Origin of the sequence: Ruegeria meonggei (assembly GCF_042768335.1) — a bacterium.
GTDB classification, from domain to species: Bacteria; Pseudomonadota; Alphaproteobacteria; order Rhodobacterales; family Rhodobacteraceae; genus Ruegeria; species Ruegeria meonggei.
This window is the reverse complement of the sequence record NZ_JAXHBT010000001.1, coordinates 2,265,775-2,287,373: the sequence shown is the minus strand read 5'-3', so window position 1 is coordinate 2,287,373 and position 21,599 is coordinate 2,265,775. Positions and strand designations below refer to the sequence as shown.

The following is a 21,599-nucleotide window of genomic DNA, read 5'->3' as shown; positions in this document are numbered from 1 at the left end:
GCCACCGCCGGAGAGGTTGTTTCAGGTGATCAGGGCCGCTTAGAACAGCAACCCGGGCAGCCACATGGCGATTTGCGGGAAGGCCACAACAAGCGCCAGGCCAAAAATCTGCAGGATCACAAATGGAATGGCCGACCAATAGATGTCACCGATTGTGATGTCTTTCGGTGCGACCGAGCGCATGTAAAACAGGTTATAGCCGAAGGGTGGTGTCAGATAGGCCGATTGCATCGACAGCACGAACAGCACTGCAAACCATGTGGTGTCATACCCCAAATCCTTTACGATCGGGACAAACAGCGGGATGGTGATGAACAGGATCGCAAAGTCATCGAGGAACATGCCGAGGATGAAATAGGTGGCCAGCATCGTGATGATCACCCAGATCGGCGCCAGGTCGTTATCCTCGACCAGTTCGGTCACGATCTGACCTGCACCTAGCCCCACATAGATCTTGGAAAAGAAGACTGCCGCCAGGGCGATCCACATCAGCATGCCCATGATCTTAGTGGTGGACAGCATGACGTATTTCAACATGTCCATGCTGAGACGGCGTTGGAGCGCCGCAATTACCAATGCGCCGAATGCGCCGATGGCTGAAGCCTCGGACGGAGAGGTCACTCCGCCGATGATGCACCCCAGCACCGTGGTGATCAAAAGGCCGGGTGCGATGAGGAACCGTAAGGATGCAAGTTTTTCCATCGCCGAATAGGTCTCGGTCGCGGGCGGGCCCATTCTCGGGTTAATTCGGCAGCGGATCAGGATATAGGCAATATAGATCGTTGCCAGCATCAGCCCCGGCACCAGTCCGGCGGCAAACAGCTTGCCCACGGAATCGCGCGACAGAAAGGCATAGATGATCATCAGAACCGATGGCGGGATCAGAAAGCCAAGCGCGCCGCCTGCCATGATCGTCCCGGTTACCAGCCGCTTGTCATACCCGTGTTTCAGCATTGATGGCAGCGCGATGATGCCCAGCGACACAGTGGCGGCGCCGGAAACGCCCGCCATCGCCGCGATCAGCGCGCAGATGACTACTGTGCCGATCCCCAATCCGCCCGGCCATTGCCCCATAAGCTTATGCATCATCGCAAACAGGTCGTCGGTGATGCCGGATCGCTGTAGAACAAGCCCCATGAAGATGAACATCGGCAAAGCCACCAGCAGGAAATTGTCCATCGAACTGAAGGTGGAGGTAATCAGCAGGTCAAGCCCGCCCTCGCCATAAACCATATAGGCCATGACCGCGCCGCAGGTCAGCAATGCAAAGGCCAACGGCGATCCGATCGCCATCAGCACCAGCATCGAGGAGAACATGATCAGGGTAATTACAAGCGGGTCGAGATCAAGCATTGTCTTTACCGGTTGGCTTTGTGGATTCAGCCGGCTGATCCGGCAGCGCTTCGGCGGCGAGCACCGGGTCCGCGGGCTCATCTTCTGCGCGCCGGGGATCGTCGTATTCGATGCCAAGCGCGGTCAGGACTGCCCGCACCAGTTCCGCCAATACCTGCAACAGCAGCAGGCCAACGGCGACGGGAATAACTGTCTTGATCGGGTAGAGTGGCGGCTGCCAGATGCTTTTGTTTGAGAATTCGCGCGCCGCCCAGCTGTCAGCAGCAAAGGCTATGGCCAATTTCAGGAATATTGCAAGCACCACCAAAGCAAGCGAGAACGTCACGACATCGAGGCCTGCCCTGACACGCGGTGGCAATGCGCCCCAAATCACTTCGCTGCGCACATGGCCCTGATGGCGCAGCGTATAAACGCCGGCCAGAATGCAGAAGCCACCATACAGCATGGTGCCGGTTTCATGCGCCCAAATCGTCGGGCTGTTGAAGAAATACCTGGCAACAATTTCGAACATCAGCACGCCGATCATCGCCAACGTCAGCCATGAAATGACCTGACCGAGAAACTCGGACAGGCCATCCTGAATGACAAGATATCTTGTCACAATCTGCATTAAAGCCGTCCCTGAGCCTTGGCGTTTGCCACGATCAGGTCGATCAGCTTCTGATTTCGCTCGGAACGCCCGGCCTCTTCTGCCCAGACGCTTTGCGCCGCTTCGGTCAACGCCTTGGTGTCTTCGGCTGGCAGGGTGCTGAACTCAAAGATGTCATCGGGGAAAGACTTGTTGCCGTCGTTCAGCCACGCTTCGACATTGGCAGCAAAGTTGGCAAGCTCTTCTTCCACAATGGTCCGCTGCTCATCGCTAAGCTTGGCCCAGGTATCAGGGTTGGCCAGATATGTTTCAGTCCAACCCGGGGTCAGCATGTTGAGGCGGGTGTAATGCTTCGCGCTCTCGTTCAGCTTCAGGTGATGGTAATCCACGGCGCTGCCATAGATGACGCCATCAATAACGCCAGTCGACAGGCCAACATATAGTTCCTGCCCGGGCAGGGACACGGTCGGGATGTCGAATTGCTGCAGAACTTTGGCCACATTCGATGTCGCGCGGATCTTGAAGTTCTTCAGGTCGTCCAGGCTGGTGATCGGCTCTTTGGTCAGCAGATCATAGTCCGAGCCATAGGATTTACCCAGAAACACAGTGCCAGCTTCGGCATAAGCTTCTGTCAGCAGCGCCTGTGCCTCGGGCGTGCCCAGAACTTCCTTGGCCTCCTCGATTGTGGTCCAGGCGCCCGGAAGCCCAGTTTCGATATTGCCGATGTCCACCTGGCCGGACCAGTAGCTGCCGACGCCATGGGCCATATCGATGGTGCCTTTGGCCACCGCATCCACCAGCTGGTCCGACGGCACCAGTTCGCCGCCGCGGAAGTACTGAATGCGCACTTCGCCATCGGTGCGGTCTTTCACGGCATCGCGGAAATCCTTCGCGATATCGTCGATTTCTGTGCCGAAATAGGTATGGAAGCGCAGGCGCACCGTGTCGGCCGATGCCGCCGCCCCCAGGGATGCGACCACAACCGCGCCTGCCATTGTTCCAAAGACTGTTCTGCGTGAGATAAGCGTGAAGTTCATGATATCCTCCTTATCGAAACTTCGTCTTGTCGTTTGTGCGTAGGGCGCAGGCCGCCAGTTCAACCGGGGCCTTGGGCGACCTCCAATTCGTGTCTGATCTGTTCGGCGGTGATGGCGTTGGCATATCCGATGCCAACGATGTCTGTTCGGGGCACTCCGTCCCAAGTGCCTGATTTTGCGAAATCAATCCGGGCGCCGACCTTGTTAAAGACGATACGCTCTGTCGGGAATTCGTCGCAGTAGACAATGCCCTTGGCCCGGTACAGCGCGCCTGACATGCGTTTCAGACTGGCTTGCAGCCTTTTGTAGGACACGGGTTTGTCGCTGGACCAATGCGCCGATGCAAACTGATTGGGCAGCGCAGCCTCGGGCGCGCTGATCTGCTCCAAGCGGCCACGGCGCTGATCCAGCAGGACCGAAACCGGAACCGCGCCATGGATCGCTTCAAGCACCGGCAGGTCGGCAAACAGCCAGCGGTCGTAAATTGCACTCCGGGTCTTTTTGTCGACCAGATCTGCCTTGGTGGCGATGATCAGGTCGGCGGCCTCGATCTGGCTGCGCACCAGATGATGCGCCTCGTCCGACAGGCCGTCGATATTGGCCACGTCGATCAATGTGACCACGCTGTCCAACCGCGCAAAACGGCTAAGCTGTGGATAGCCGAAAACCGATGCAATGCGGCGCGGTTGCGCAACGCCGCTGGTTTCGATCAACAGGTATTCCGGCGGATTGTCCGAGGTGAACATGGCGTGCAACTGGGCGACCATATCGCTTTGGATCGAACAGCAGACACAGCCATTCGACAGCTCCATCACCTCGCGTTCACGCTTGATGATCAGATCGGTGTCGATATTCACCGCGCCAAAGTCATTCACCAAGACGGTAATGTTGCGCGCCCGATCAGACTGCAGCAGCTGGTTGATCAGAGTGGTTTTGCCGGCCCCCAGAAAGCCCGAAATGATGGTGACTGGAGTCCGGTTGTCCATCTCAGATCACCACCGGGTAGAAATCCGGAACGTCCGAGGTGACCCGGCACGCCTGTAGACTGTCTTTGGCCCAGCCGTTGGGATCATGCACCACCGCGCCATCCAGCATGGTCATTTGCACTTGGGTTTTGTGAAGCTGGCCTTTGGGATCAATTTCCAGCAGGTTCTGATCCAGCACGATCAAATCTGCCGTTTTTCCTGCAGTGATCGAACCGGATTGATCCTCGATCCCCATGGAATAGGCCCCGTTGATGGTGAGCATCTCGATCGCTTCAACGATGGTAACCGGATCGCCCAACTGGCCGTCCATCTCGCCCCAGGGATTCTGGCGGGTTACCAACGCCTCGAACCCGATCCAGGGGTCGATGCTGCTGACGGGCCAATCTGTGCCCATGACCGCCACGCCGCTATGATCCAGCACGCCGCGCACGTTGTAAGCCTTGTGCAGCTTGTCGCCATAGGCCGAACGGGCCCCGATGGTAAAGTTCGACGGATACCACCCCACCGGTGAGAATTCGGCGATCACGTCTAGCTCTTTGAACCGCTGCAGGTTGGCGTCGTGCAGAATGGTGCTGTGGGCACATTGGTGACGCATGCCCGGCCCGTTGCGGCGGCGGCATTCTTCGACTGCATCCAGAAAGATGTCCGACGCGCCGTCGCCAGTGCAATGGGCCACCACGCGGATGCGCTTGCGGTCCAACTCGGCCACCATATCACAGATATGCTCGGGCGTCAGGTTGAGAGAGCCGCGCCACTCTTTCTCATTTGGCCAGGGAGACAGGAAATACGAGGTTTTGGGCTCGGCGGTGCCGTCAAAGTGGAACTTGACCGCATTGGCGTTCAGCCTTTTAGACCGGTAATAGTGACGCTCGCCCGACAGCAACTCCCAACGGCGTGCAACCGGAAAGATGTCATCTTGCCAGCTGATCGCGGCTTCAACCCGCAGGGGCAGCTCGCCGCTGATGTCAATTGCCCGCAGCGCATCGAGGCGATTTTCGCAGACATGTAGGTATTTGGTCGCCACCACGCCACGGGCGGATTGGAACCGCGCCCCTTCGCGATAGGCGCGCAGCAGCGCATGCTGCGGCGGGGGCGGCATCGCGGCCATGATCATGGCATAGGCACCATCGACCAGAATGCCGTTGGGCTCTCGGGTCAGTGGATCGCGGACGATATAGCCATTGTTGGGATCATGCGTCTCGGCGGTGACACCGGCCAGTTCCAGCGCCCTGGAGTTGGCCATGCAACTGCCCCACATCCGATCCATGATCGCAACCGGACGGCCGGGGATAAAGCTGTCCAGCCAGTCGCGGCATGGCTCAATCCCGGCCTTACGGAACGTGTAGTGGACAAAATGCTTGCCAAAGATCCAGCCGCCATTTGCGACATCCGCTGGATGCGCATCCGCATAGGAAAGGATCGCTTGTTTGACCTGCTCAGGCTCCGGCGTTTCCCACCCGACATCCAGATAGTCCGAGTATCGCGGCCCCAGCGCCAGATCGGGATGGGTGTGCATGTCGTAGAGGCCGGGCATGGCAAAAGCGCCGCCCAGATCCCTGACATAGGTCTCTGGCCCGATCAGCGGCTGGACGTCTTCCTTAGAGCCAACCGCCAGGAACCGGCCGTCCTTGACCGCGACCGCCTCGGCCCAGGGCTGATCGACGTCAACGGTGTAAATCCGGCCGTTGGTGAATACCAGATCCGCCCCCAGATCACGCCGGGGACTGTTGGTTGAGATATATTGGGCGGACCGCGTCACTTGGCCTGCCCGTCGGACTCGCTGTTGGACCAGCGGGTCTGGCGACGTTCGCCCTGCCGACGCGCCCGCGCTTCGGCCAACAGGCAAAGCATCTCGAAGGCGGTGCCCGCAGCCAGGCAGGCGGACATGCCCGTCGGGTCGTAAACCGGGCTGAGTTCAACCAGATCGGCACCCACGACGTTCACATCGTAAAGACCGCGAATGATATCGCGCATCTGTTCGCCGGTCAGGCCAAACGGCTCGGGCAATGTGGTGCCGGGCATGATGGAACAGTCGAACGCATCGGTATCAATCGACAGGTACACCCGGTCGCTGCCAACCACGCGGCGGGCTTCCTCCAGCGCGTATTCCACGCCCTTTGATTGCATCTCTTCGGCCAGCATCACCCGCATGCCGGCTTGTGCGCCAAACTCGGCGCGAGGCACTCCACGCCCGCGCAGGCCGATCTGAATGGTCTTCTCCGGGTCGATAAACCCTTCGACCGTAGCGACCTGGAACAGGGTTGCATCCGACACGCGCACGCCCTGAAAGTTGGTGGCCGTGTCCGCATGGGCGTCGATATGCACCAGCGCCAGCGGGTCCTCGCCATTGTTGCTGAGCGCCCGCAGAATGCCATAGGTACAGGTGTGTTCGCCGCCAATGCTGAGAGGGGTCACATCCTTTGCCATCAACTGGTCGTACAGCGCGGTGATGTCATCCAGACAGGCATCCAGACTGTAGGGATTGGTCGAAAACTCCAAATCCCCCCAATCGGCAATGCGACACAGGTCAAAAGGGCATGTGCGGGTGAAATGGTTGACCATATTGCGGTCGAGCGACCAATACCGAACGGCCTCGGGCCCCTTGCGTGTGCCGGGGCGCGGGTTGGGCACACCCAGATCCAGCGGCAAGCCGATCATGGCCAGATCCAGCGCATCCAGATCCTTGCTGTGGGGCGCGCGGAACATGCCCAGCGTGTTGAAGTTGTTCGAGATCATCTCAACCCCTTCGGCCACTGCGCGCCGCAGGAAGGGGCCGAAATCCGGATCCTTCAGGTCAAAGAGATCGCGGTTCGCCAAAGCGACATAGCGGTCCAAACGGTTTTGGGAAAGGCGCGGCATGTTTGCTCCTGCTCACAGTTCTGGCAAGTTGGCGCACAAACTGAGCTAGAGTTTTTTAATCGTCAAATGAAAGGTTTTCGGCTATATCCGCAAAATAAATTCAACTAACTGGTTTTAAGGGTAGGAACCGGGCCGAACACGGGAAAGCACAATGGGCCGCAAAGCAGCTGATAGCCAATGGAAACGCTACCCGTCTATGACCGCATTGCGGATGTTGGATGCGATTGCAAAACTGGGCAACATGCAGGCGGCTTCGGGCGCGCTGAATGTCACGCCCAGTGCGGTCTCGCATCAACTGCGTCACCTGGAAGAGATGCTTGGCGTCAAGCTGGTCCACCGGGCTGGGCGGCGGACCGAACTGACCTCGGCGGGCAATCGATATCTGCATGAGGTGCGCAAAGCGCTTGAATTGATTGAGGCTGCAGCGCATCCGCCGGATGCCGAGCCGCGTGGGAACCTGCGCATCAATTGCCCTTCGGGGTTTGGAACCTACTGGTTGGCCCGCGAGATTGGTGAATTCTCGGCCCTGTATCCCAACATCACACTTGAGATCACCAGTGACAGCGGACAGGTTGATGTGCTTACGAAACAAGCGGATTTGGCTATCCAATATGGGGATGGCGCATGGCCCGGGCTAGCGGTTCAGCACCTGTCAACGCCGCGAACCTTCCCGGTCTGCAGTCCGAAACTGATCGAGCGTCTGGGCCAGATACGCAGCCCCGATGACCTGAAAAATGCCCCTCTGCTGCATCACAACACCACCAGCGATTGGGTGATTTGGCTGGCGGCCGCAACCCAAAACACTATTGAAGTGCAGCGAGGCACAACCTTTTCGGATATGACCCAGCTGATATCGGCCACCATGGCGGGCAGCGGTGTGGCCATCAGCGATTCCTTATTGGCGGAGCAGGCGCTGGACGACGGCAAGTTGATCCGCCTGTTCGAAACCGAGGTACCCGCGCAGCAGGCGTATTATCTGGTCGCCGAGAAAGACCGGCTGGAACGGGGTGTCACCCGCATAGCGGCTGAGTGGTTGACCCGGAAGTTCCATGAATATGCCGCGCCCGATCCGCTTTGACGGCCCGTGACCTTAAAATGTGGGCGGAGTGCAGGCGCTGACGATCACGCAGGGTACAGGACCGACCTGACGAAACCGGTGCGGCTTGCGGCTATCGAACAGGTAGGCATCACCCGCCCCCAGGATTTTGCGTTCGTTGCCAACGCTGATCTCGATCCGCCCGGACACCACCACTCCGCCTTCCTCGCCATCATGTTCGTACTTCTGTGCTCCGGTATCGGCATTGAGGCCGTAGGTCTCATGCAGAATTTGCAGGGAACGCCCCAACAGATTGCCCCCGACCTGCTTGAGCGACAGCTTGCCCTTGCCGATCTCTTGCAATTCTTCGGCAGCAAAGAACACTTTACGATCCAGGTCGGGCTCAAACGCAAAAAACTCTGACAATCCGATAGGAATACCATCCAGCACGCGCTTCAGCGCCCCGACTGACGGGTTCATCCGACCCGATTCGATCAATGATATTGTGGAGTTCTGCACGCCGACCCTTTTGGCAAGCGCGCGCTGGGATAATCCAGCCATTTCACGCAGATAGCGCAGGCGCGGCCCCAATTCGATCTCGTCAGAAGGCGTCGTGTCAGCTGTGTTCATGGTGTTCATCATAGTGAACATTCTACGAGCGGCCTTATATTTTTCAATAAGTTATGGATCGTCACAAACAGACTTTTTGCAGCATCCAAAATCATACAGATTCCGCCCGAATTCATATTGGCCGACAGAGCTGGACAACAGGATGCACAAAATGAACAACGCAGATATCGCAATTCGCCGCGACAACACAATCGCCCGTGGTGTCGGAATGATGACGCAAATTTATGCTGATCGTGCGGAAAATGCCGAGATATGGGATGTCGAGGGCAACCGCTATATCGACTTTGCCGCCGGGATCGCCGTGGTCAATACCGGTCACCGCCATCCCAAGGTGATAGCGGCTGTTCACGAGCAACTGGGGCGTTTCACCCATACCTGCCATCAGGTTGTGCCCTACGAGAATTACATCCGCCTGGGAGAGCGCCTGAACGAAGCTGTGCCCGGTGATTTCGACAAGAAAACCGTTTTTGTCACAACCGGCGCGGAAGCTGTAGAAAACGCGATCAAAGTTGCACGCGCGGCAACCGGTCGCCAGGCTGTGATTGCCTTTGGTGGCGGGTTTCACGGCCGCACCTTCATGGGCATGGCCCTGACCGGAAAGGTCCAACCCTACAAGGCGGGCTTTGGAACGATGATGCCCGATGTCTATCATGTGCCCTTCCCGGTCGATTTGCATGATGTGTCCACCACGGACGCTATGACGGCGATCAACGGCTTGTTCAAATCCGATCTGGATCCCGCCCGCGTTGCAGCGATCATCTTTGAACCGGTGCAGGGCGAGGGCGGCTTCTACCCCGCGCCTGCAGAGCTGGTGCAGAATATCCGCGCATTGTGTGACCAGCATGGCATCGTGATGATCGCGGACGAAGTTCAAACCGGTTTTGCCCGCACGGGCAGCATGTTTGCTATGTCCCGGTATGACGTTGCCGCGGATCTGACCACTATGGCCAAAGGTCTGGCTGGCGGCCTGCCACTGGCGGCGGTGACCGGTAAGGCAGAGATCATGGATGCGGCTAATCCCGGCGGCCTTGGCGGCACTTATGGTGGAAACCCACTGGGCGTTGCAGCGGCACACGCGGTGCTGGATGTGATCGAAGAGGAAGACCTTTGCGCACGGGCAAATGAGTTGGGTTCACGTCTCAAACAGCGCTTGCAGGCGATCCGCGCCGATGTGCCGGAAATCGCAGATATCCGTGGCCCCGGTTTTATGATTGCTTGCGAATTCAACACGGCTGATGGCTCTGCGCCCAACGCGGATTTTGCAAATGCGGTGCGGGCCGAAGCGTTGACGCGCAACCTGATCCTGCTGACTTGTGGCACCTATGGCAATGTGGTCCGCTTTCTGGCGCCGATCACCGTTCAGGACGCAATCTTTGCCGAAGCCCTGGATATCCTCGAAGCCTCAATCAATGCAGTGAAAGGGGCAAAGGCATGAACCTGAAGGATAAGTCCCTGCTGGAATCCCGCGCCTTTATCAACGGCGCTTGGCGCGGGGCCGCCACTACATTTGATGTCACCAATCCGGCCACCGGTGAGGTGATCGCACAGGTGGCCGATTGCGCGGTGGAAGATGTCAAACGGGCCATTGATGCAGCCCATGCGGCGCAAAAGGCCTGGGCTGCGAAAACCGGCAAAGAGCGCGCCGCCATCCTACGCAGGTGGTTTGATCTGATGATGGCGGCACAGGATGATCTGGGTATGATCCTTTGCGCAGAAATGGGCAAGCCGCTGGCCGAAGCCAAGGGCGAGATTGTCTATGGCGCGTCCTTCATCGAATGGTTTGCAGAAGAGGCCAAGCGCGTCTACGGCGACACCATTCCGGGCCATCAGCCTGACAAGCGTATCGTTGTGCTGAAACAGCCTGTCGGCGTGGTCGGTGCAATCACGCCCTGGAATTTTCCCAATGCGATGATTGCGCGCAAGGTCGCACCGGCGCTGGCGGCTGGTTGTTCCTTTGTGGCGCGCCCGGCCGAGCTGACGCCGCTGTCTGCCCTCGCCATGGCAGTGTTGGCCGAGCGTGCTGGCATGCCCGCTGGCGTTTTCAACGTGGTGCCCAATTCGCGCGCTGCCGAAATCGGTCAAGAGATGTGTGCCAACCCGAAAGTCGCCAAGATCACTTTTACCGGTTCCACCCGCGTAGGGCAGATTCTGATGCGACAGGGGGCTGACACGATCAAAAAAATGTCGCTGGAGCTTGGAGGTAATGCTCCTTTCATCGTCTTTGACGACGCTGATCTGGATGCGGCAGTCGAAGGCGCCATGATCGCCAAATTTCGGAACAATGGCCAGACCTGCGTATGCGCCAACCGCATCTATGTGCAGGACGGTGTCTATGACGCCTTTACCGACAAATTATCCGCCGCCATCAAGGGTTTGAAGTCGGGCAATGGCATGGACAAAGGCGTGACCAGCGGCCCGCTGATCAACGAGGCTGCTGTTTCCAAAGTGCAGGAGCATCTGTCAGACGCTCTGAGCAAGGGCGCGCGCGTTATTACCGGCGGAAACAGGCTTGAAGGTACATTCTTTGAGCCTACTTTGCTGGCCGATGTGCCCGCCAGCGCCAAAGTTTCGCGCGAAGAAACCTTTGGCCCTATCGCCCCTCTGATCCGGTTCGAGACCGAAGACGAGGTGATCGCGCTGGCCAATGACACTGAGTTCGGTCTGGCGGGGTACTTCTATGCCAATGACCTGTCCCGGGTCTGGCGTGTCGCCGAGGCAATCGAGACCGGCATGGTCGGAATCAATACCGGCATGATTTCAACCGAGGTCGCACCATTTGGTGGCGTCAAGCAATCCGGGCTTGGCCGCGAAGGATCAAAGTTCGGAATGGATGATTACCTCGAGCTGAAATACCTCTGCATCGGGGGGATCAGGTGATCATGCGGACCGACCCAGCTTAAAAAGTCTGAACGCCCCTTTGGTGAAGTAGCCCGCCTTTGTTGTCAGGAATGCGGAGGATTTGGGTCGGCTATAAAGAGACCAGGGTCAGAAAAGGCGATCGTGAAATTGCAAGAGGTTGAAGGTCAGATGGGCCTGGCCGCTTCGGATTGATGCGACCAGACGGATCGGGATGAAGGGGCCTATCTGTTACCGCCGGTCGCGTTTTTCCATGCCATCAACCCGCGCCGATCAGGAACGGTATTTCCTCATACTTCGTTTCTGTATTGACGCATTCGTCTTTCTCGGGCACTCAATCTTCAGATGGTTCCCGATGGTGCGCCCAAGGGATGAAAAGGGAATACGGTGCGGTTCGCCAATTGGCGCCAAATCCGTGACTGCCCCCGCAACTGTAAGCGGCAAGCGACGCCAAACAGCCACTGGCCCCAGTGCCGGGAAGGATGGCCAAGCGACGACCCGCAAGTCAGGAGACCTGCCATCATTTGTTTAACCAACCCGGGGCGGGGCGTCCTGGAAGGAGGCATTGATGGCACGTCTGACGCGTGTTTGCACGACTGGCACCGACTGTCTGCTCTTGAACCTGATCGGGGCGGGCAATGCCAGACACATCTGACCATTTCCTTCTGATCTGTTCGACCTGCACAGGCGCGTTGACCAATGACGATCTGCGCGGTGCGCTGACAGGCAAGCTGCCCGGTGGGTTCGCCATCCGGACTGTCGCCTGCATGGCCGGCTGTGATCGGCCAACAACCGTGGGTTTCCAGGCTGTTGGCAAAGCCCAGTACTTGTTCGGCGACATACAGACCACGCAGGACATGGATGCGTTGGCCGCATTTGCGCTCCAATATAGCAACAGCGCCGATGGATGGACCAATGCCACGGACCGACCGCGCGGGCTGATGACGAAAACTCTGTCCCGAATGCCATGCCTGGGCTCAGAGGTGCCGTCATGACGGGTTCGGCGTTTTTGACAGCGCGTAATTTGGAGTATTATGCGTTGAACGGTGATGTCCTGCTGCAGGGGGTATCCTTCGGGTTGGAGGACGGGGCGATATTGGCGATTGCCGGGCCGAACGGGGCCGGAAAAACAACGCTATTGAACCTTCTGTGTGGGGCGAATGAACTGGCGCTGGGCGATGTTTTGATCAAGGGCCGCAGCCTTCGCCAGATGACCGCGAAAGAGCGTGCCCGGATGATTGCCGTTGTCAGCCAACAAGAGCTTCCGGATGGCCGTCTTCGATTGCGCGATTACGTCGCGCTGGGACAGATCCCCATCCGCGCTGACCGCGCCGCCGAGGATCACGCGCGGGACTTGGGTCGAATTCTAAAACTTACTAATCTTAGCGCCCTGGCCGACAAACGGATGGCGGTGCTTTCGGGGGGCGAACGGCAGCGCGCGCATATCGCCCGGGCTTTGGCGCAGAACCCGTCGCTTTTGTTTCTGGACGAGCCGACCAACCACCTCGACCCGGACGCCAAGGGGCGAATGCTGTCCTTGGTCGCCGATCTGGGCATCACTGTTGTAATGATCGTCCACGATCTGGTGATGATCCCCGAATTCGCCACCCATGTGGCGTTGATGAAATCCACACGGCTGACCGGATTTGGTCCCGTGTCCGAAGTGCTGACCCCCGAGCGGGTCCGCGACACATTTGGCGTCGACTACCTGTGCTTTCAGCACGACGGGCGGGTTGTCCCGGCGCTTGATATCCGAAGAACCCCTGTTTCACATTAACTGAAGGAGATTTCCCAAATGAAACACATCTGGTCCGTGGCGCTGGTCGCAGCCATGGCGACCGGTGCTGCCGCGCATGAGGTCACAGTTGACAATTGCGGCGAGCCGCTGGTGTTCGAAACTCAGCCCGAGCGGCTGGTCGTGCATGACATGAACATGACCGACATGGCCTTTGCTTTGGGCCTGCAGGACAAAATCGTCGGTCTTACCGGCATCACCGGCTGGTACAAGACCAGCCCGGAATTCGACACTCTGCGTGGTGATATTCCCGAGCTTGCGCCGAAGTACCCGACGGTCGAAAACCTTGTGGCGGTTGAAGCGGATCTGTTCTTTGCTGGCTGGTATTATGGCATGAAGCCGGGTGGCGATGTGACCCCTGATACGCTGGAACCGTTTGGCATTAAGACGATGATCCTGACGGAAAGCTGCGTTCACCTGGATAAAACCCGCCCCGAGGCCAGCATGGATTTGTTGTTCGGCGATGTCCTGCGCCTAGGTAAAGTCATGCATGTCGAGGACAAGGCAGAGGCGCTTGTAGACGGCTGGAAACAAGAACTGTCCGCAATTCAGGCGCAGACCGCCGACCTGTTCAAGCCACGGGTGTTCTTGCTGGATGGTCCGGCTGACGCGCCTTTTACGGCAGGCAAGTTTGCCATTCCCGACGCGATGATTGCCGCGGCTGGTGGTGAGAATGTCACCCATGACATGGACACAAGCTGGGGCCGTTCGTCCTGGGAGGCCATCGCGGCGGCGAACCCGGAATTCCTTGTGTTGCTGGACTACCAGACCGGAAATGGGGCAGCGGATACCTTTAAGTTCTTGCAAGAGCATCCGGTGATGTCACAAACGGATGCCGTGAAAAACGAGCGTTGGATCGGTCTGCGCTACGAAGAGCTGACCCCCGGACCTGCAAATATCAAGGCAATCGCGAAAATGGCGAATGCCATGCACCCGGACCTGAACTGATATGGGCCGATTGGGCCTGACATTCTTGCTGGGGGCGGCTGTCATCGCCGCCCTTTTGCTGGTTTCGATCGTCTACGGAACCACATCGATCCCTGTATCCGACACAGTCACCGCCATCCTGCTGGGAACAGGGCTGATCGAGGGGGACATGTCGCCCCTGCATCGGATCGTGTTCGATCTGCGCCTGCCGCGCGCGCTGTTTGCCGCGATCATCGGGGCTGGTCTAGGCATTGTCGGTGTTGTCCTGCAAACCACAACCCGCAACGATCTAGCTGATCCGTTTCTGTTTGGTCTGTCCTCGGGCGCGGCGGCGGGGGCCGTGTTTGTCATCACGGTAACCGGAGACATTCTGGGATTTTGGACACTGCCACTGGCTGCATTCTGCGGCGGCTTGGTCGCATCGGCTATCGTGCTGGCGCTGGTTCACGGATTGCGCACCAGCGCGCCGGAAAAGCTGATCCTTGCCGGTCTTGCGGTTTCTTTCCTGTTCTCTGCGATCACCAACTATCTGATCTTCGCAGGCGACAATCGCGCGGCGCATTCGGTCATTTTCTGGATGCTGGGCGGTCTGGGCCTGGCCCGGTGGGAGACATTCCCCCTTGTGTGCGCCGGGTTGCTGCTGATCCTGATCTATTCGCTGTATCGCAGCCGCTGGCTCGATGCGCTGCTGACTGGGGACCTGACGGCCTCGACCCTGGGCGTGCCGGTGCAGGGGTTGCGATTCAGCATGTTCTTTGCGGCCGCCCTTGCGACGGCGATGTTTGTGTCTGTGGCAGGCGTGATTGGTTTTGTCGGCCTGATGGTACCGCATATCGCCCGCGGGATCGCCGGGCCGTTGCATACCCAACTGTTGCCGACAGCAGCCATTGTTGGCGCGGCCTTGTTGACGGGCTCAGATATCCTCAGCCGGCTTTTGCTGGCCCCACAAGAGCTGCCCGTGGGGATCGTGACCACCTCAATAGGATCGCTGTTTGTATTCTTGCTGCTGTTTCGAACTGTGAAGCACTAAGCCGGGCAGGGTATTCTCAGTAACTCGCAGACAGTGCGATGCCTGCGCCAAGGACTTGTAATACAAAGGCGATGCCGCCAGAGTTTCCCACAATAGGGTGGAGCATTGGATGCCCCAATGCGAGCAGGGAGCAAGAGAATGTCATTAGAACTGAAAGAGATGTGCAGCGGGCTGGGGTTTCCGGAAGGCCCGGTCGCAATGGATGACGGCTCGGTGCTGTTTGTCGATATCAAAGACCAGATTCTGGCGCGCCTGTCGCCGGATGGGACCGTCAGCACCGTGGCGAAGATCGAAGGCGGACCCAACGGTGTTGCCATCGGCCCGGATGGGGCGGCGTATGTCTGCAACAACGGGGCCGTCTATAGCTTTGTGCCTTTTGGCCCTGACCATATCACCGTGCCTGCCCCCATCCGGCCGGATTACCAAGGTGGGTCCGTGCATCGTGTCGATCTGAAGACGGGCGTCGTAACCACCCTGTTTGAGGACTACCAAGGCAAGCGGCTGATCGCGCCTGATGATCTGGTGTTCGACAAGTCTGGCGGGTTCTGGTTTACCGACACCGGTATGCAAGACGAGGAATCGACCCGTTACGGCGGGCTGTATTACGCCTCTATTGATGGCAAAACCCTGATCAAGGCAGCCACGATTCCGATGCCAAACGGGGTGGGTCTGTCCCCGGACGGCAAAACTGTTTACGTCTCGGACACGGTGTATGGGCGGCTCTGGGCGATGGAGATTACGGGGCCGGGCCAGGTCAAACCCGGGCCGATTCCCGGAATGCCGGGGAATGTGGTTCAGACATTGCCCGGATATCAGTGGCTGGACAGCCTCAAGGTCGAGGAAGACGGGCGCGTCTGCGTCGGCACGCTGTTTACGGGTGGCATCACGGTGTTCAGCCTGAATGGCACCACCGAACACGTAGAAATTCCGGATATGTTCACCACCAATATGTGCTTTGGTGGCAGCGATATGCGCGATATCTGGATCACCGCGTCGAGCACCGGAAAAATCTACAAGGGGCGATGGCCACGTCCGGGGCTCAAGCTGGAGTTCTCAGCCTGACGGGTGGCTCGGCAGATCGCGTAGCAATGTCTTTATTATACAGGGCTATGCGTGACATTTTCGTTGCCATGTAAACGAGTTTTTCGGTTTCCATAGCGGCAGATACTAGCGGCGCGCGGCGCGGTGCTGTAAACCATTCTCTGACATGGCGGATGGAACAGAAAAACCTGCACAGCAGACAACGGATCTGGGGCAAAGGCGCCAGGTGTCGGTACTGTTCGCCGATATGGTTGGTTTCACGGGTATCGTTGCCGGGCTAGAGGAAGAAAAAGCCTTGGGTTTTGTGCGCATGGTCTATGACACGCTTGTTAGGGCAGCGGAAGGTCATGGGGGCACAGTCCGGGATTTTGCCGGCGACAGCATCATGGCGCTGTTTGGGATTCCCGACGCGTTGGAAGACCCGGCCTTGCGGGCCTGCCGTGCAGCTCAGTCCATCCATGCAGCGTTCCTGGCTGCCGCTGGGGAGTTTGACGCCCGTTTCGGCGTACGCCCGCAAATGCGGGTGGGGATCAGTTCGGGCACAGTTCTGATGGCCGCTGTGCAGGGCGAGGGCGGCCCGACCACTGCCGTTGGCAGCACTGTGAATTTGGCGGCGCGTCTGGAAAACCTTGCTCCCTCGGGTGGAACCCTGCTGTGCAATACAACGCGCGGCTTGGTCGAATGGGTCACCGAGCTAAGCTTTTTCGGCGAGCACCAAATCAAAGGCCTCTCCACGCCGCAAAAGCTGTGGCAACTGCATTCCATTCATGAAGATGCGGCCCGTTTTGACGCCTCGGTGGCGCAGGGGCTCAGCAGCTATGTTGGCCGCAACCAAGAACAGCGCGCGATGTCAGCGGCGCTGGAGCGGTCAAAGGCGGCGCGTTCCGTTGTTGATTTGGTGGCTGAACCGGGGCTGGGCAAAACCCGCCTTGTGTTTGAGTTTCTTCAGCAGCTGCAGGCCGAAGAAACCGCGATACTTACTGGATACTGCTTTGCGGACGGTCAGCAAATCCCGTTTCTGCCCTTCCTCGAAATTATTCGGAATTCCTTTCAGATCCACGACACCGACAACCCTCTACGGGTTCAGAAGAAGCTGGAAGTCGGGCTTGAGAAATCCGGGTTGTTTACGCTGCAGAACCTTGGGCTGATGATGAGCCTTCTAGGGATCAAACCGCCCGCGGGGTCGCTGGAGGGTCTGGACGGTGTCTTGATCGGTCTGCGCATTCGCGAGTTGCTGCGCGAGATGCTGAAGTCTAAGTGCGCCCGCGATCAGGTCGTGATGCTGATCGAAGACAGCCATTGGATCGACAGCGCCTCAGAGGACCTGCTGGGCATTCTGATTGCGGATACTGATCTTTCGAACCTACTGATCATTCAAACCCGGCGGCCGGAATATGCGCCACCTTGGCTGGAGCAAAGTGGTGTGACGACCGTCGCCCTGAAACCTCTGGATGCCTCGGACTTCGCCAGTCTGGCGCAGAACCGTCTTGATGTGACAGACCTGCCTGACGGGTTGGCGCAGCAACTGACAGAGCGCGCCGGTGGCAACCCGCTATTTGGTGAAGAGATCCTGAGTTTTTTGCTGGATCAGGGGTCTTTGCGGGTCGAAGATGGCAAAGCCCATATTGACGCAGATATCGGGGACAGCGGACTGCCTGTCACCATGCGCAGCCTGCTTGCGGCCAGAATAGACCGCCTGTCGCCCGAGGATCGCGAATTGCTTCAGGCCGCCGCCGTCATCGGCCGCCGGTTCGACCCCGGATTGTTGTCGCAACTGGTCGAGAATGCTGACGAGACCGGTACCACCCTGCAAAGGCTTCAGGCGCAGGATGTGCTGTTTCGCGAGGCGAACTCCTCTGATTACATCTTCAAACATGTCCTGCTGCGGGATTCGGTCTATCAAAGTATGGTTATGTCGCGTCGGTCCGAATTGCACCTGGCCATCGCCGAAGCCTTGGTTCAGCGCAATGCGAACCGCCTGCAAGAAGCGGCCGAGATGTTGGCCTTTCATTACGGACAAACTGACCGTCGGGATCAGGCATTCCGCTACAGCGCGATGGCTGGCGACAAAAGCCTGGGTGTTTATTCACTGGACGAAGCCAATAGGTATTTTGTCACTGCACTAGAGATGTATCAGGCCGACCCGGACTGCGCCACGAATGAACAATTTGCCGAGTTTCTCGCCAGTTTCGCGCTGTGTTCAAACATCTCTTTGCGAGTCAAAACGGTTATTGATCTGGCAGGTACAGTGCGGCCGATCTTGCAACAGGTCGGGGACAACCGGCATCATGCCCTTTTCCTGCACCATTACGTGTCCTGTCTGGTATGCAACGGCAAATACCACGAAGCCCACTGGGTGCAGCAAGAACTGACCGATATGGCCAAACGCCTAAGGGATCCTGCGTCCCGGGCCTATGCCATGGTCAACGAGCTATCCGTGTCGATCTATCATTCACCCATCGACAACGCGCGGTTTGAGGCCCGAAAAAAAGAGATCGAAGCGGCGCTGGAGCAGATCGACGATGCCTATATCCAGAATTTCTTTTTGGCGACGGTTGGGTGGAATGAGCTGACCCGCGGGCGCGTGGCCCGGGCTCATGCGACCTCGGACCAGATGATCGCCCTGGGTAAATCCAAGAACGACCCCCGCGCGCTGGGCTATGGCAAGGCGATGAAGGCGCTGATTGCGATGGTGTCTGACGACCATGAGCTGGCGCTGAAGATGGCAGAAGAGGCGCGTAAGGAATTGCAGGTCGAGTTCGAACTAGCCATCGCTGAGGCCGCCCGTGTGGGCGCCATGGTGCCGCTGGAAAAACCGGGCGCGATGGAAGTGGTTCAGGAGCATATCAAAGATTGCGAGGAAAAGGGCTGGACTCTGTTCACCTTTGGCCCGGCGACAATGCTGGGTGTGGCCTACGCCCTGAAGGGTCAGGTGGCAGAGGGGCTGCGCCAGATTGAAGACGCGATTCAGAAACGCACGGATGAAGGCACCATGGTGTCAGCCGACTGGGCGCGCCTGTTCCTGTGCGAGATGTATCTGGCTATTCTGACCGGCGAAGGTGGTGGGTCCTTTAAGGTCCTGGTCTTAAATTTCTGGTCCATCCTAATGGTCATGCTGTTTGGCGAAAAGCGTCTGAAGGCGATGATTGAACAGGTGCGCGCAAACCCTCAATTCGATGAAAAGGGGCATTACATCGCCCGCTGTGACATGATCATAGGCCTGCTGTACAAAGCGAAGAAAAAGAAAGCACAGGCCAAAGACCACCTGACCAAAGCCCGGGTGATTGTCGAAACTGCCGGACAGTCGCCGATGCTGAAACGCATCGACGCGGCGCTGGCGGATTTGGCTTAGGTCGTCAGCTCGGACAGATACTTGATCGCGGTCAGGCTGGGCAGAAAGGTATAGGCCCCACCGCGCGTGTAGATCAGGCGTGGAAACCCGTGCAAACGAATTGTGCCTCCGTCCGGCAAGGTCATGTCAAACCAGCTGGTTTCGGGTGTATTGGCCCCAAGCAACGGGTCATTGGCACCGGTAATACGCGGGTCCTGCAGGCCCAGGTTGATCCAGTCGCACATTACCGCTTCGAACTGCGCACCGATATTGGCCCCGATGAAACTGCCCAGCAGGCCGCGTTCCTCGGTATCTGGGTTTTGCGGATCGAAATCAGGTCCGTAGGACATCCCGCGCCGTACCAGACGCCGTGTATAGTTGGCGATACGCTGAACGATTGGTCCGCCGCGGGGGTTACCACGCCGCAAATGAGATCCCGCTGGGCAGCGTGATGTATGGGTATAGTCGAAATTGGTGGGCGAGACGGCATCATCGGGCCATTGGGCATTCGGTGACAGCTCGTACGGCACCCCATTGCGCCAGCGTCCACACATTTGTGCAGCCACGACCTCGCGCAGCGCGCCCCGCAAGTCGAGCCCCTTGCCGATGCGATCCAGATTGTTGGGATCGACCAGCTGATCGCGATCCGGGTGGTCCATCAGCTCATCTGCGGCCTGATCCAGATAGGCTTCGAACCCGGCGGCGTCCTGCGCCAGAATGCGGAAGGCATTGAATGACCCGTTGAACCCAAGCGAGCGGGGTGACGGAACACGGAACCAAACGCCCTCCTGCTTGGTGGGATAACCCAACAGAGCGGTGCCCAGCGGGTCGATGGGTTCTTCGACACCCTTTTGTTCCGGGTCATAGACCTGTTCAAAGCGAGGCTGCGAGATGCCGTCGACGTAGCCAAAAAACACCTTGCCTTCGGGCAAGTTGCGCCCGTTGCGGACGCCCAGAACGGTGAAGGCCTGGGCGGCCTGCTTTTCGACAATATCCAGATGTTCGGGCACATCTGAATGCACTGACGCAATCAGATGCACTCGGTCCGGCTGATCAAACGGGGCAGGCCATTTTTCCGGCCCGCTTGCTCCGAAATCTCCCAGTTTCATCGCGCGTTTGGTCATGCCCTGTACAAATTCTGACGGGAAGGTCTTTAGGCTGTCGGATGATGTGCCGAGGGCGCGAAGCCCCTCATAGGTGATGCCGATGTTAAAGCAGAAGGGTGGCTTGACCTCCCACAGAACACCGCGTGTGATTTCGGGAACAGCGTCGCTGCCACCGTCGACTGCGGCCCCAAGGAACTGTCTTGCTGCTGTGCGGTCCGTGACCTCAAGGATCAGATGGCGCACATATTCGCGGCGATAGCCACGTAGAATATTGCCCTGAATGTCGGCGAGATCGAGTTTTGTATTCACCAGCCCTGTCCGAATTTTTGGCGCACTTGCGCGGCTGAAATTCCGGGATAGGCGCGGTAGCCGCCTCCCAATGAGATGTTGCGGTTGGCGTGCAGCTGCAGGACAAACTCGCGCGGTAGCGTCGCCAGCATATGGGGCGGTTCGTTGGGCGGCAGCCCTTTGGCCGCATCCTGCAGACCAAACAGATCGGTCGGGAAATCGGCTGCCTGAAACAGGTCATGCTCTTGAACCCAATCAATGAATTCTTCGACATTGCGCTCGGTTGGGATCAGGTGTTCGGCCCCGTCGACCAGCGAGATGACGTCGTCAAACACACTGCCGATCGTGGTGATGAAATCCCGGATGTAGTTGCTGAAGTCGCCATCATAGACCGAAATCATGCAGATATTATCGTCGATCAGCAGGAAGCGGGCAAAATGCACCGTACCAACATTGTCCAGCCCGGCAAAGATTTCTTCCACGTTTTCGGCGATGGCAAGCGTCGCCCGCGCGCGTCCGGCAGGTGAGGGGTCTTTCAACGGCATGATCAGGTTCATCATGCGCTGAACGTTTTCACTCGGCTGGGGCGAGGGGCGCGGTCCGCCGGGCAATTTTGGCTTTGGATCGCGCCAGTTCCAATAGGGCACGACGATGTAGCGGGACAGGAATTTAAACCAGCCCCGTTCCGGCAGGCTGTTGACGTAGCTGTTAATCCAACTGTTTTGTTGTGACATT

At 58.3% G+C, this 21,599-nt stretch carries 18 protein-coding genes and 1 riboswitch; of the genes, 9 read left to right on the top strand and 9 right to left on the bottom strand.

The window, feature by feature from the left end; all coding sequences use genetic code 11:
* Nucleotides 1–39: 39 nt before the first annotated feature.
* The 6 genes from SJY13_RS11140 to SJY13_RS11115 are packed head-to-tail and all read right to left on the bottom strand — an operon-like array spanning nt 40 to nt 6,824.
* Nucleotides 40–1,353: a TRAP transporter large permease gene (locus tag SJY13_RS11140; RefSeq protein ID WP_377190954.1), complete on the bottom strand. Its 1,314-nt coding sequence runs from the start codon at nt 1,351–1,353 to the stop codon at nt 40–42.
* Nucleotides 1,346–1,963 (bottom strand): TRAP transporter small permease subunit, encoded by a 618-nt coding sequence (locus tag SJY13_RS11135; RefSeq protein ID WP_377190952.1) that lies wholly within the window; start codon nt 1,961–1,963, stop codon nt 1,346–1,348. The genes SJY13_RS11140 and SJY13_RS11135 overlap by 8 nt, the downstream gene beginning before the upstream one ends.
* Complete coding sequence (gene dctP, locus SJY13_RS11130) at nt 1,963–2,979, bottom strand: TRAP transporter substrate-binding protein DctP (protein WP_377190950.1); 1,017 nt, start codon at nt 2,977–2,979, stop codon at nt 1,963–1,965. The genes SJY13_RS11135 and dctP overlap by 1 nt, the downstream gene beginning before the upstream one ends.
* 59 nt (nt 2,980–3,038) lie before the next feature.
* Nucleotides 3,039–3,965 (bottom strand): CobW family GTP-binding protein, encoded by a 927-nt coding sequence (locus SJY13_RS11125; protein WP_377190948.1) that lies wholly within the window; start codon nt 3,963–3,965, stop codon nt 3,039–3,041.
* Nucleotide 3,966: 1 nt separating this feature from the next.
* Nucleotides 3,967–5,724, bottom strand: coding sequence for an amidohydrolase (locus SJY13_RS11120; RefSeq protein WP_377190946.1), 1,758 nt, complete (start codon nt 5,722–5,724; stop codon nt 3,967–3,969).
* A complete protein-coding gene (locus SJY13_RS11115) occupies nt 5,721–6,824 on the bottom strand; it encodes an arginase family protein (protein WP_377190944.1) in 1,104 nt (367 codons plus the stop codon). The genes SJY13_RS11120 and SJY13_RS11115 overlap by 4 nt, the downstream gene beginning before the upstream one ends.
* A gap of 151 nt (nt 6,825–6,975) precedes the next feature.
* Between SJY13_RS11115 and SJY13_RS11110 the strand changes: the two genes are divergently transcribed.
* Nucleotides 6,976–7,902 (top strand): LysR substrate-binding domain-containing protein, encoded by a 927-nt coding sequence (locus SJY13_RS11110; protein ID WP_085823855.1) that lies wholly within the window; start codon nt 6,976–6,978, stop codon nt 7,900–7,902.
* Between the two features lie 12 nt (nt 7,903–7,914).
* On the opposite strand, the gene SJY13_RS11105 is transcribed toward SJY13_RS11110, so the two are convergent.
* Nucleotides 7,915–8,499 (bottom strand): cupin domain-containing protein, encoded by a 585-nt coding sequence (locus SJY13_RS11105; protein ID WP_377190942.1) that lies wholly within the window; start codon nt 8,497–8,499, stop codon nt 7,915–7,917.
* A gap of 142 nt (nt 8,500–8,641) precedes the next feature.
* On the opposite strand from SJY13_RS11105, the gene SJY13_RS11100 reads away from it, so the two are divergent.
* From SJY13_RS11100 to SJY13_RS11065, 8 genes are all read left to right on the top strand, one after another.
* Complete coding sequence (locus SJY13_RS11100) at nt 8,642–9,925, top strand: 4-aminobutyrate--2-oxoglutarate transaminase (RefSeq protein WP_377190940.1); 1,284 nt, start codon at nt 8,642–8,644, stop codon at nt 9,923–9,925.
* Complete coding sequence (locus SJY13_RS11095) at nt 9,922–11,367, top strand: NAD-dependent succinate-semialdehyde dehydrogenase (RefSeq protein ID WP_377190938.1); 1,446 nt, start codon at nt 9,922–9,924, stop codon at nt 11,365–11,367. The genes SJY13_RS11100 and SJY13_RS11095 overlap by 4 nt, the downstream gene beginning before the upstream one ends.
* A 308-nt stretch (nt 11,368–11,675) precedes the next feature.
* A riboswitch (cobalamin riboswitch) is annotated at nt 11,676–11,882 on the top strand.
* A gap of 102 nt (nt 11,883–11,984) precedes the next feature.
* Nucleotides 11,985–12,341: a DUF1636 family protein gene (locus tag SJY13_RS11090; protein ID WP_377190936.1), complete on the top strand. Its 357-nt coding sequence runs from the start codon at nt 11,985–11,987 to the stop codon at nt 12,339–12,341.
* Nucleotides 12,314–13,123 (top strand): ABC transporter ATP-binding protein, encoded by an 810-nt coding sequence (locus tag SJY13_RS11085; protein WP_377190934.1) that lies wholly within the window; start codon nt 12,314–12,316, stop codon nt 13,121–13,123. The genes SJY13_RS11090 and SJY13_RS11085 overlap by 28 nt, the downstream gene beginning before the upstream one ends.
* A gap of 18 nt (nt 13,124–13,141) precedes the next feature.
* Nucleotides 13,142–14,089 carry an ABC transporter substrate-binding protein gene (locus SJY13_RS11080; RefSeq protein WP_377190932.1) on the top strand — a complete coding sequence of 316 codons (948 nt, stop codon included), beginning with the start codon at nt 13,142–13,144 and terminating at the stop codon, nt 14,087–14,089.
* A 1-nt stretch (nt 14,090) separates the two neighbouring features.
* Nucleotides 14,091–15,098, top strand: a complete 1,008-nt coding sequence (locus SJY13_RS11075; protein WP_085823850.1) for a FecCD family ABC transporter permease — start codon at nt 14,091–14,093, stop codon at nt 15,096–15,098.
* Nucleotides 15,099–15,236: 138 nt separating this feature from the next.
* Nucleotides 15,237–16,160, top strand: coding sequence for an SMP-30/gluconolactonase/LRE family protein (locus SJY13_RS11070; protein WP_143534927.1), 924 nt, complete (start codon nt 15,237–15,239; stop codon nt 16,158–16,160).
* A gap of 145 nt (nt 16,161–16,305) precedes the next feature.
* On the top strand, nt 16,306–19,491 hold the full coding sequence (locus SJY13_RS11065) for an ATP-binding protein (protein ID WP_377190930.1): 3,186 nt from the start codon (nt 16,306–16,308) through the stop codon (nt 19,489–19,491).
* On the opposite strand, the gene SJY13_RS11060 is transcribed toward SJY13_RS11065, so the two are convergent.
* Nucleotides 19,488–20,885, bottom strand: coding sequence for a Dyp-type peroxidase (locus SJY13_RS11060; protein ID WP_377190928.1), 1,398 nt, complete (start codon nt 20,883–20,885; stop codon nt 19,488–19,490). The two genes, SJY13_RS11065 and SJY13_RS11060, sit on opposite strands and share 4 nt — an antisense overlap.
* Nucleotides 20,882–21,598, bottom strand: coding sequence for a hypothetical protein (locus tag SJY13_RS11055; protein ID WP_377190926.1), 717 nt, complete (start codon nt 21,596–21,598; stop codon nt 20,882–20,884). The genes SJY13_RS11060 and SJY13_RS11055 overlap by 4 nt, the downstream gene beginning before the upstream one ends.
* Nucleotide 21,599: the final 1 nt, after the last annotated feature.

Coding starts and splice junctions, on each gene's coding strand:
- SJY13_RS11140 (WP_377190954.1), bottom strand. CDS start 1,353: ATGCTTGATCTCGACCCGCTTGTAATTACCCTGATCATGTTCTCCTCG.
- SJY13_RS11135 (WP_377190952.1), bottom strand. CDS start 1,963: ATGCAGATTGTGACAAGATATCTTGTCATTCAGGATGGCCTGTCCGAG.
- dctP (WP_377190950.1), bottom strand. CDS start 2,979: ATGAACTTCACGCTTATCTCACGCAGAACAGTCTTTGGAACAATGGCA.
- SJY13_RS11125 (WP_377190948.1), bottom strand. CDS start 3,965: ATGGACAACCGGACTCCAGTCACCATCATTTCGGGCTTTCTGGGGGCC.
- SJY13_RS11115 (WP_377190944.1), bottom strand. CDS start 6,824: ATGCCGCGCCTTTCCCAAAACCGTTTGGACCGCTATGTCGCTTTGGCG.
- SJY13_RS11110 (WP_085823855.1), top strand. CDS start 6,976: ATGGGCCGCAAAGCAGCTGATAGCCAATGGAAACGCTACCCGTCTATG.
- SJY13_RS11105 (WP_377190942.1), bottom strand. CDS start 8,499: ATGAACACCATGAACACAGCTGACACGACGCCTTCTGACGAGATCGAA.
- SJY13_RS11100 (WP_377190940.1), top strand. CDS start 8,642: ATGAACAACGCAGATATCGCAATTCGCCGCGACAACACAATCGCCCGT.
- SJY13_RS11095 (WP_377190938.1), top strand. CDS start 9,922: ATGAACCTGAAGGATAAGTCCCTGCTGGAATCCCGCGCCTTTATCAAC.
- SJY13_RS11090 (WP_377190936.1), top strand. CDS start 11,985: ATGCCAGACACATCTGACCATTTCCTTCTGATCTGTTCGACCTGCACA.
- SJY13_RS11085 (WP_377190934.1), top strand. CDS start 12,314: ATGCCTGGGCTCAGAGGTGCCGTCATGACGGGTTCGGCGTTTTTGACA.
- SJY13_RS11080 (WP_377190932.1), top strand. CDS start 13,142: ATGAAACACATCTGGTCCGTGGCGCTGGTCGCAGCCATGGCGACCGGT.
- SJY13_RS11075 (WP_085823850.1), top strand. CDS start 14,091: ATGGGCCGATTGGGCCTGACATTCTTGCTGGGGGCGGCTGTCATCGCC.
- SJY13_RS11070 (WP_143534927.1), top strand. CDS start 15,237: ATGTCATTAGAACTGAAAGAGATGTGCAGCGGGCTGGGGTTTCCGGAA.
- SJY13_RS11065 (WP_377190930.1), top strand. CDS start 16,306: ATGGCGGATGGAACAGAAAAACCTGCACAGCAGACAACGGATCTGGGG.
- SJY13_RS11055 (WP_377190926.1), bottom strand. CDS start 21,598: ATGTCACAACAAAACAGTTGGATTAACAGCTACGTCAACAGCCTGCCG.